Origin of the sequence: Pseudomonas sp. EA_5y_Pfl2_R50 (assembly GCF_963970475.1) — a bacterium.
GTDB lineage: Bacteria > Pseudomonadota > Gammaproteobacteria > Pseudomonadales > Pseudomonadaceae > Aquipseudomonas.
In genome coordinates this window covers 1-479 of record NZ_CAXAPT010000143.1, presented here as the reverse complement: position 1 = coordinate 479, position 479 = coordinate 1, and the positions used below count along the sequence as shown (strand labels likewise).

The 479-nt window shown below is 67.8% G+C and carries 1 protein-coding gene; it reads right to left on the bottom strand.

Annotated features, from left to right (window positions below):
• On the bottom strand, positions 1-292 hold a 292-nt coding region (locus AACY19_RS27145; protein ID WP_339454580.1), incomplete at its 3' end, for a helix-turn-helix domain-containing protein.
• Between the last annotated feature and the right edge of the window lie 187 nt (positions 293-479).

The window sequence follows — 479 nt, the reverse complement described above, 5'->3', positions numbered from 1 at the left end:
CGAGCAATACCCGGTACGCGTAGGAGCGCGACGGCTGCTTGCCGGCCTCCTCGACCTCGACATCCTGCCGCTTCTTCTCGACCCAGCCGGCATCGACGAGGCGCTGCAGCGAGTTCTGCAGCGACCCGCGCGAGCAGTCGAGCTCGCGGGACATCTTGACCTGACTGCGGGCACACCAGCCGGCCTTGTCGGTGTGGCGCCCGAGCAGGCACAGCACCTGCAGGTCGCGCGGCTCGAGCGAGCGGTCCGTGACGGCGCCGGCCGGAATGATGGAAAGGCGGGGATGGCTCAACGTGTCACCTGCAATTGCCGGAAGATCGGAAGGTCGCCGCGCGCGGTCATGCCGCCGCTTCGTTTTGTGAATCGCACCAGAACAGCCGCGAGCCGTAGCGGGGCCGCCCCTCGATCGAGAAGCCGCGCGGCTCGATCTTGATCCGCAGCTCCCGCATCAGCTTGCCGATGACGCCCATGGCGTAGAG